This is a genomic window from Kitasatospora nipponensis, from assembly GCF_039528135.1.
Lineage (GTDB): Bacteria > Actinomycetota > Actinomycetes > Streptomycetales > Streptomycetaceae > Kitasatospora > Kitasatospora nipponensis.
Genome location: NZ_BAAALF010000492.1, coordinates 1 through 1,124, shown reverse-complemented (window position 1 = coordinate 1,124; position 1,124 = coordinate 1). Strand labels below are relative to the sequence as shown.

Sequence of the window (1,124 nt, the reverse complement as noted above, 5' to 3'; positions counted from 1 at the left end):
GTTGGCCACGATCACCGTGCCCGGGGCTCCGTCGGCCACGATGCCGGGATGCCCACCGGCGGCGATCAGGTTGGTCGAGACGACCGTGTCCCGGACTCCCGGTTCCAGCACCACCAGGCCGCTGCGCTCCCCTGAGGCGTTCCGGGCCAGCGTGACGTTCCGGGCCGCGCCGGTGACCCGGACCCGTGGGTCTTCGCCGATCAGACCGGTGAGCAGATTGCCGGACAGGTTCACCTCGGTGCCGCCGTCGATCACCACCGACTCGTGGTACCCGAGCAGTTCGACCCCGCTGATCCGGACGTGACTCACCCCGCTGAGCGTGAACGCGGGCGGCATGCCCTCGAACCGCCAGAAGCCGATCTCGGTCTGCGGGGCGCGGTACCCGGCGCCCGGACCACCCGCGCCGATGAAGGTGATCGGTGCCTCGACGGTGCCGGAGCGGGTCAGTGTGACGGACTCCCGGTACTCGCCCGCTCCGATGAGCACCGTCTGTCCCGTCTCCACCTTGGCCGCCGCGGCCGAGACGGTGCAGTACGGCTGCTCCAGTGTTCCGGTGCCCGCGTCCGAACAGTTCCCGTTGAGCTTGTTGACGTAGAGCGTGGCGCTCGCCGCCACCGCCGTACCGGCCCCGAGCGCGGGCAGACTCACCGCGCCGAGCAGCAGGACAGCCCCCGTGAATGCCGCTGTAAGAGTTCTGATGGCGTACCTCCGAAGAAGCGACTTCCCCCCACCTGAGGGTGCGTCGTCAGGATGTCCCCCGAGAGCGCCAACTCGGCGCCCACGACCTGTACTTGAAATCGGCATCAGCCGGTTTCCCCACGAACTTCGGACGGATCATCGCACACTGCTTCGACTGCGGACCAGGGGGCACCGAAGGCCGGCGGCGTTACGCAGGGCAGTTGCTCAGTACGCCTCGTAGCCGAACAGGTCGACCACCAGGTGCACGGTGCCCCCACTCCCGTTGTAGAAGAGGACCTTGTCGTCCCGGACCGGCACCACGACCTGGTTCGGCACGGTCTGCCCAGCCGTCCAGTTGAGGTTGGACGCCACCGGACGCGGCGAACCGGCCGGATAGACCGTCAGGAAGCCGGCCGCGGTGGGCTCGGTGACCGTGACGTTCATCG

General features: G+C 68.8%; 2 protein-coding genes. Both read right to left on the bottom strand.

Annotated features, from left to right (window positions below; translation table 11 throughout):
- On the bottom strand, positions 1-648 hold a 648-nt coding region (locus ABD323_RS41415), incomplete at its 3' end, for a right-handed parallel beta-helix repeat-containing protein (RefSeq protein ID WP_486327171.1).
- Between the two features lie 255 nt (positions 649-903).
- Positions 904-1,124, bottom strand: a 221-nt coding sequence (locus ABD323_RS41410) for a hypothetical protein (RefSeq protein ID WP_344447253.1), incomplete at its 5' end; no start/stop codon positions are given.